The sequence below is a fragment of the Vibrio sp. SG41-7 genome (assembly GCF_014164465.1).
Lineage (GTDB): Bacteria > Pseudomonadota > Gammaproteobacteria > Enterobacterales > Vibrionaceae > Vibrio > Vibrio splendidus.
Genome location: NZ_JACJFF010000170.1, coordinates 1 through 7,589 on the forward strand (window position 1 = coordinate 1; position 7,589 = coordinate 7,589).

Sequence of the window (7,589 nt, forward strand, 5' to 3'; positions counted from 1 at the left end):
AAATTAGCTTCGGAACGACCTCAGATGCAGGCGATAAATTCCGTAGTCGTATCCACACACTCATCGAAACTTGCAAAAAGCGCGGCCTATCAGCAATGTCAGTTCTGAGTGAAATCATCACGTCAATCGTTGAGAAGAAACCGTACCCGAACGTTTTTGATCTATAAACTGCACATGCTTCTTCAGGCATGGTAAGTCAAGATACCTCGGTGAACGTGTACAATCGGTTTACCCTTACGACGTCCAGCAAAGATATAAGGGTGATTCGCCACCTTGGGTATAGACCGTAAAATCTCGATCATGTAATCACTCAGATAGATAACATGACTACTACCGTTTTTCGTATGTGGAATAGTAAGAGTTTGTTCCTCCCAATTGATGTCATTCCATAAGCGAAATCTCAGCTCCTTATCGCGCAGTCCAGTTAGAAATAGCAGAGCAAGAAAAGCCCCTGTGTGCCTATCTGGATACTCCAAGGCATAACGAACGAAGTCCTTTAATTGAACTTCCGATAAGTAACCCGTGCGCACGTTATCTTCTTTCATCAAGCTCACTTTATCCGCTACTAAAGGCGCATCCATCAACTTGTAAGCTTGACGGTTTACCGTTTTCAAAAGCGCTAATACACGATTAATCGTAGCTACAGCATAAGGTTTCCCTGTTGTCTTACTGATAGCTCCCTGCATTTCCATTTGGATCTTAACGATATGTGCCGCCGATAATTCATTAATGGGAACATGAAATATCGACTTAGCATGACGGAACCTCGCTTGATCATCTTTCCAGCTTCGCTTTTGCTTAGCCAGTGGCAAATAGACTTCATTAAAGAACCGTTCAAGGGTCATAGAAGAATCCGTCTTTTCAGTATCACGCTCGATTTTCGGATCAACACCCTCAAGGATCTGCTGCCGATATTCTTTCGCTTTCTTGCGCAAGGTGATTAGGTCAGTGTCATTGAGCCGCCCTAAACCGATCGACGCCTTGCGACCAGTTACAGGGCTAGTAAACCTGAATATGAACCTAACTGAACCCGTTCTCTTACCCACCAAGCAGCGAACACCCACAGGCAGACCAGAGTCTTTCATAGCAGATAAATTAATTTCGTAATCGGTGGATTTAGCGTTGGCAGGATTGGGCTTGAGATTGTTGAGGAAAGTGGTGGTAAGTCGTTGTGATTTGCTCATTCAAACCTCCTTAAAGCATTAATTCTTAATATTATTAAATGCTTGAAGGAGGTTTTATTTCGGTCGTTTTTCATACAACACAGTTAGACGTTAAGTTGAATTCTAAGAGGTGATTACTTGAGGCATTACTCCAATACCCAACTGTTCTTTGGTGGAAGGTGACAACTCATCAACTCTATCGTAAATCCAATCAACGAGTTTCTCACCGTCCATCACAGAAACATTTTCACGCTTAGCGAATTCTAGAGTAGAGTTAGCCACAGTAGCTGTAGTAATGAGCCATTTATCAACATGCTCATCTTCTTCGATAGCTGCAAGTTGACGAATCCCCCACCCACTAGTTTCACCTCTATGGTGCTTAACTTGAATAAACACTCGATTACTCGATACAGGGTCAGTGCGACTTGCTTCAATATCAACATCAGAAATGTCTGAGGTCTTATTTTTAGCAGCGATATGAGCTGAATACCCCTCCAATTCCATAAGCTCTTTAACCAACCTCTCCAAGCCATAACCACCACTTTCTAGCGTAGTTGAACCACTTCTAAGCTTTGCAAGTAATGTTTCTTTAAAGTCAGCAACTTGCTTATCTTTCTGTTGCTGAAAAATACTATCAAAGCAAACTTGGTTGTTATCTTTTAACTGAGCAACATATTCCTCAATTTCACCTGCAAATTCATTCAGTGAGGCAATGGTCATTCTGATTTTTAATCGACTCTCCAAAGCTTGAGACAACTTTGAACGCGGGATCTTAATAGCTAAACCATTTTCGTCCTTAAAATAGTCAACATTAAGACGGTTAGCACCATAGCCACCATTCTCATCAAAGGATTTACCCTCTCGAACAATCCCAACAACTATCGCGCGATGTACAGGAACTACAACTATATCTCCAGGCTTAGCATGGAAAAATCGAGAGATTTGGTTTCTTTGTCGACCAAGGTTGATCTGTTCGTCTTCAACGTATTTCATTAAATCTTTAAAGTCGCTGAAAGACGACATCTCAATACAGTCCCACCCATACCCAGCTAAATTTTTAGAAATCAATTCACTTGGGCTTCGAACCAAAATTATCTTACTCACACTTTCCCCTTAAAGCTCATGAGAATTCGCAGACCGAACTTCACTACAAGAACCACCAACATATTAATAATAACCAGTACAACAGCGGCCTACGGCAAGCTGTTGTACTGGTTATTATATATTTAATATCAATACTCTATCCGAAACCTAACTCTCAATTCATCCCACCATATTCACGCAATCAACTAGCCACCGATATCAAAACCTCAATCAAAGCTCATAACTCACATAGCATTCCCATCAGCATCATTGGTTTAGATCTACGGTGACACTTCACTCAGTAGTCAGCGACTGTTAGCGCAGAGCAATAGCCAGAGAGTCACTCACTGAGGCTGTAGCATCGATATACACCCAACGAGGGTTAGTAATAGCGGTAGGGAGCAGGGAACCAGTTTGAGTAAGGCAAGCAAATTTAATAAAAACACCTAGACTTAAAGTTCGATGTCCAAGCTTGAGGAAAGTATGCATGAGTATGTCAAAGGGAATTAAACAATTCGGCAAAAACGTAGGGCAAAGCTCGACAGAATTAATGAGTACACATATCGAAGATGGGTTCACGTTAGAACAGGCTAAACGAGCAACCGATATCGCTATGACTCATAAGATTGATCATTATGTTGACGAGCATTTTAACGATAAAAGTGCTGCTGAAATTACATCTAGCCTTTCTGGGTTTGGTAAAGAAGACTAACCCTCAACTTAAATTAGTAAGTTGTGCCAAAATGTGTGATTAGCTGTTGATGTGTATCCCCAACGAACTAATCACACACTACTCATCAGCCACCATCCGATAGGGCTTTAGCGCCAATTCATAAAAACGATCTTTTCTCTAAGCCAGAACCCCATAGCACCGTAAAGTCACCATGGCCGTACCATGGTTCTCTGACTCTACAGCCCTTGGTAATACTGGCTTGCGAGATTACAGAAGTTTGCATTTGTTGGATTTACTAGGATTCCCTTGAGCACAGAATCGTCATGCGATGAACCATAGATGTACCATGGGCAAAAATTTGAAGCGCGATAAAGTGTGTCTATCGGAGAGATTTTTACTGATAACAGGAAAAGGAAACTGAGGTAAGCTTTTGATTGTGCTAGATACAACAAAGCCCCGACTTTCGTCGAGGCTTTGTCATTTAAATATGGTACCGGTAGGCGGACTTGAACCGCCACGCCCGAAGGCAACGGATTTTGAACCCCTCACATTGTCTTTTAACTAACTGTATTTACTAGGATCTTGTTGGATATTAAAGACCGTGGACTGGGATTCTATTGGATCTAACTTGCACATTTCGAGTACAGAATCGAAAAGCAGTACATTGAGTAAGACCAGATTATAGAAACTGGTCTTACTCCAGCCTACAATCTATAACTCAGAATATTTCTGAGCTAACTCACTGCTAAAAAGTGCTTTAGCATTGTCAGCTTCTCGAATGGATTTCCTAACAGCAGGTTCCATCAAATCCAATACCATCAAAACCTTATCATCAAGCGATGCAATCGACTCAATTCGACGATATTTATCATGGTGCTTTTCAGCATACTCCGCTAGTCCCTTCAACTTAGGTAAAGCATCGCTCAGATGCAAGCTATGAGGATCAACAATATCTACAGCTAGATTACCATCAGGTTTTCTAGCAAAGAAAATAAAATCCGGTCTCAATAGCTTATATTCGTCATTATCTACATAGGAAATACCCAAACTATCTTGACTTGAACGAGCTGGGTTTCGATACCAAGCTTCAAATCCATCACGAGATCTTTCAACTTCAATGACTTTAGTTTCCCATGGGTTTAGAAAAGTAGGAAAAAGCCCGTCATCTTGCGACATTAAGTGACTTGCAAGCATTGGTAAAAGGGTTTCTTTTCCATCTTCAAGAAGCACTGTAGGTTCCATCCAGGATTTAGGGATGATTAGATCGACATCTTGAGGCTCTTTACTCATCTCTCTAATTTGTCGATATGTCTCCTGACGAACATCAGTTAAGTCTTTAATATCAATGCGATAATTACCAAACCAACCGCTAGCCATTTTTTCAGCTTCTGAATTCAAATAATCTGAAACATCTTTAACTAACCCAAGAGCAGCAATATCTATATATGCTTCAATTAATGCTTCTTCTCTAGAGTCGGTTGATTGATTTTCATCCGCTAAATGGTCAGCATAAGTTTTAGCAAGGTCAGGACTAAATAAGCGTGCTGCACGTTTATACGAGTCTTCGATTACCGCATAATCAGCTTCTTCAACGAAGTCGTCAAAGGACATACTCTTACCACCTAAATCAGCTCGTAGGCTCTTACCCTCTACTGTAAGTACATCTTTTCGTGCTTCTTCAATCTCCGAAGAGTATCTAGTACACGCAGCATTTAACACCTTGTGCATTTCAGAATGAGCTATTTTACCTGCGTTCAGCATCAACTCATCTTGAGCTAATTCATGAGCAAGAGCGGTTAGACGCTTTATAGGTTTAGCTATCTTTTGAGGTAAAACTTGCGAAGGGATTTCAGCGAAAACAGACCAAATATCTTTCGCAACTTTCTCATTAGGCTCAACTGTTACAGGATTAATCAGAACTCGACGCCCTTTAATCTCACTTTCCCCATCACTAAAGCTACCGTGCATCAATGAGTTAGCAACAGACTCTACCGATTTTTTGTCAAAGAACGGCAGCATACAATCTACAGCATTCAATCTGTCATTACCGGGAATACGTCTAGCTAGTGGAGTACGAACCATACGCCCAAGCAATTGCGTTATATGAGTTTGGTCTTTAGCTGGTCTGAATGAGACCATGACCTCTGCACGAGGGCAGTCCCACCCAGTGCTTATCGCATCTTTAGCAATCAACACTCGAATTTCAGTATCATCTTGAACTCGCTCTGGTTGGGTGTAGTAGACAGTATGACTTCCAAAAGTAAGAGTTTTTCTCTCACCAAATACATGAGCAATATTCACACTCTTTAGGTCAGGCCAGCGTTCAAAAATTGTATCTAATGCTCGACTAACATCTTCAGCTTTAGGCTTGTTAGGTACTTGAAGAATCATCAAAGGAAGCATTGGATCTAAGCCTTCAGCCTCTGTGTAATCATTCCATGCTTTACTAGATTCAACTATTTTATCAGTAGCTCTACGAACAAGAACCGTATCAAATAACCCCGATTCATCAGGAACATCCAAGACTATAGTATCCTTCAGTAAGCCAGATTCTTGAACCTTAGACGGATCAACTTCAACATTCGGCAGAGTACTTCGACCTTGTGCAACGCTCATTGCTTGGTTAAAGCGATCTACAGTAGCTGAAATCCCCCATACAACAGGAATAGCAGGTACTGAGCCAGCACCATTAATCAGTCTTTTTACTATTGTCGACTTGTCACTTTGGGCTGCTTTGCTCTTAGTACCCATTCCTCGGTGAGCCTCATCCAAAACGAGATAAAGCGTTAGACTAGGGTCTTCAATAGTATTACGAATAACTTCCCATATGGTGTGTGAGCGAAAATCTGGTCGAGTTTCAGGGAAAAGATCACTTTGACCACTATCGCCACCATCAGGATCATAACCGCGGACTAGTAAACTATTTTTACTGAGCTTTTGCGTGTTTAAAAAATACACCTTTCCAGCTTCGAACTTCTCCAAGCTAAACGTATTTTCAACAACAACCAAATCTGTATGATTTAGCTTATCCGCAGCCTCCATCAATCGAAAGCGCGTCTGTTCATTCAATGATGGATCATCACTAAACCAAATGACAACAGCTCCGGGATCAGCTTCAAAATCAAATTCATCATCACCATAGAACAACGCTTCAAATGCAGCAGCAGCCATAACCGTCTTACCTGCACCAGTTGTCGCTGTTAATGAGAACGCATGAGCATCACCGTCTTCATGCCAACGCTTCTTAGCTTTACTAAGGTTATTCAGCGAGTCATGAACAGCCTCACGTTGATAGTCTTTTAACGTAAATTTCACGACTTACTCTCCATTAGTAAATTGAAAGTTATTCAAATATGATTCATACAAACGAACCACTTCAACACTCTTCGGCAAATTACGAACTACTGACTGAAAGCGGCGGTCATCATTAGTGACGATATAAGCAATTCTTACATTTTTATTCCGAGTTACCTCAGAGCTGAAAGCTTTTGCTTTATCCAAATCCATCAAAACACCATACATTTCACACACGTCCCAACCTTTCGACGGTATCTCGTCAATTCTTCTGCCTTGAGAGCCAGCTCTCAACCAAAGTAAAGGGGCTATCTTGGAAAAGGCTAGATTATGAGAAATAGATAAAGGAGTCTCATAAGTTAAGGTAAAAAATTCAGCATTTTCTCTAAAGCCCTCTTTTAAAGAAAACTCATCAATGAATTTATAATTACCCGAATTGTACTCACCTGAAACTTCCTCTCCATCAGAGTTAATACCGGTAATAGCCGCTTGAACTCGAGGTTTTGTAATGTAGTCACAAATCCCTAACTTTTCCCAGTCAGCATCTCCCGGTCGAAGACCTCTCGTTCTAAGCTCTTTTTGCTCATCAGGGCCGACCTCATTATTCGTCACTGAGATACACTGACGACTTCCACCATCTTGCCTGTTTAACCTCATCAAAGCATGTGCAGTCGTACCTGAACCTGCAAAGAAATCTAACACTGTGGCATTCGTGTTATTCTTAACGATCATCCTCAATGCATCTTCTACTGCATATAGTGACTTGGGAAATGGAAAGGTTCTATTCGGAAGTAATGCTTTTATCAAATTACTTCCATGTGATTGAGCGTTATGGGAATCTCTATTCCATTGAGTCGTCGGCATTGATGCTTTACCTTCGGCATAAGCCAATTCAACTGAACCATCCTCTCCATGACCAGTTATAAGCAAAGAACCTTTTTCAATATCTTCAATTGGACCACTAGTTAAATAATAAATGGTGGTCTTTACTTTTGTCTTTCCTGAGCGAACGGCTTTCACATATCCATTATCTAACCGTTCTTTTAAAGTTGAAACAGTTAAACCCCAGTTCATATCGATATTTCCTTTTTCTCTTATTGGGAATATCGTATCGCAGTTTTCCATTTTAGGTACTAATTTATAATCATCTTCTGGTTTTAGAGGTGCCCCAATACTAACTATTTTGCTAGTTTTTTTATCAACATAAATTGGGTAGAACTGCTCCGGCCCTCCTTTCTTTGTGCCTCTAGCTGTAAGTGTTCACCAAGCCCCTATTGACAGAAAAAGTGTGACACTCAGCACTTGATCCACTTTTTACTATTGAGTGATCATTCCAGTGCTTCATCCTGTTTGTTATGAGCAGAAAGAAAGCCCCT

General features: G+C 40.9%; 5 protein-coding genes and 1 pseudogene. 2 read left to right on the forward strand and 4 right to left on the reverse strand.

Annotated elements, in window-relative coordinates:
• Positions 1–167 (forward strand): annotated as a pseudogene (locus H5300_RS28150) (IS66 family transposase); the annotation flags it as partial.
• Positions 168–182: 15 nt separating this feature from the next.
• On the opposite strand, the gene H5300_RS24420 reads toward H5300_RS28150, so the two are convergent.
• Both H5300_RS24420 and H5300_RS24425 read right to left on the reverse strand, forming a co-directional pair.
• Positions 183–1,184: an integrase family protein gene (locus H5300_RS24420; protein WP_259397930.1), complete on the reverse strand. Its 1,002-nt coding sequence runs from the start codon at positions 1,182–1,184 to the stop codon at positions 183–185.
• A gap of 102 nt (positions 1,185–1,286) precedes the next feature.
• Positions 1,287–2,267 (reverse strand): restriction endonuclease, encoded by a 981-nt coding sequence (locus H5300_RS24425; RefSeq protein ID WP_182797126.1) that lies wholly within the window; start codon positions 2,265–2,267, stop codon positions 1,287–1,289.
• 466 nt (positions 2,268–2,733) lie between these two features.
• Here H5300_RS24425 and H5300_RS24430 point away from each other — a divergent pair, with 466 nt between their 5' ends.
• Positions 2,734–2,958 (forward strand): hypothetical protein, encoded by a 225-nt coding sequence (locus H5300_RS24430; RefSeq protein WP_182797127.1) that lies wholly within the window; start codon positions 2,734–2,736, stop codon positions 2,956–2,958.
• Between the two features lie 672 nt (positions 2,959–3,630).
• Here H5300_RS24430 and H5300_RS24435 read toward each other — a convergent pair.
• Positions 3,631–6,234, reverse strand: a complete 2,604-nt coding sequence (locus H5300_RS24435; RefSeq protein WP_182797128.1) for a DEAD/DEAH box helicase family protein — start codon at positions 6,232–6,234, stop codon at positions 3,631–3,633.
• Positions 6,235–6,237: 3 nt separating this feature from the next.
• The gene (locus H5300_RS24440) at positions 6,238–7,287 is read right to left on the reverse strand and encodes a DNA methyltransferase (protein WP_259397931.1); all 1,050 of its coding nucleotides are present in this window, start codon (positions 7,285–7,287) and stop codon (positions 6,238–6,240) included.
• Positions 7,288–7,589: the final 302 nt, after the last annotated feature.